Genomic DNA, 420 nt, shown 5'->3' with positions numbered 1-420 from the left:
ACCTGGGAAATCGCCAACGCGCGCTGGATCACCAGTTAAAGCTAGCACTTCCTCCATACCTAATGCTGATAATCCAAGCAAGTGAGACTGTAGTCCAATGACGTTATGGTCTCTACACGTTAAGTGCGTCAATACCGGAATATCGTGCTTCGTTAATAATGCCCCCATTGCCATATTCGAGATGCGAGGCGATGCTAATGAATTATCTGCTAGAGTAATAGCATCTGCCCCAGCTCTTTTCAATGCTCTTGCGCCTTCAAAAAATCGCTGCGTATCTAACGTTTTCGGTGGATCTAATTCCACTACAACTGTCGTTTGTTCCTTTGCCTTTTCTGCGAGAGTAACATGAGCTCTCGAACGCTTCTCATGTGTATGGACCACTTTAGGCCTTTGAATCGTCTCCTTTGCTACTACAGGTGC

1 protein-coding gene is annotated in these 420 nt (G+C 46.0%); it reads right to left on the bottom strand.

Annotation, left to right across the window (positions count from 1 at the left end; all coding sequences use genetic code 11):
* Positions 1 to 420 (bottom strand): methylenetetrahydrofolate reductase (locus tag SB775_RS27540; RefSeq protein WP_410864315.1); only part of this gene is annotated, 420 nt, incomplete at both ends.

The sequence above is a fragment of the Peribacillus sp. SIMBA_075 genome (assembly GCF_046534585.1).
Note: the sequence above shows the minus strand (reverse complement) of the source record. Positions and strands in the feature narration are given on the sequence as shown.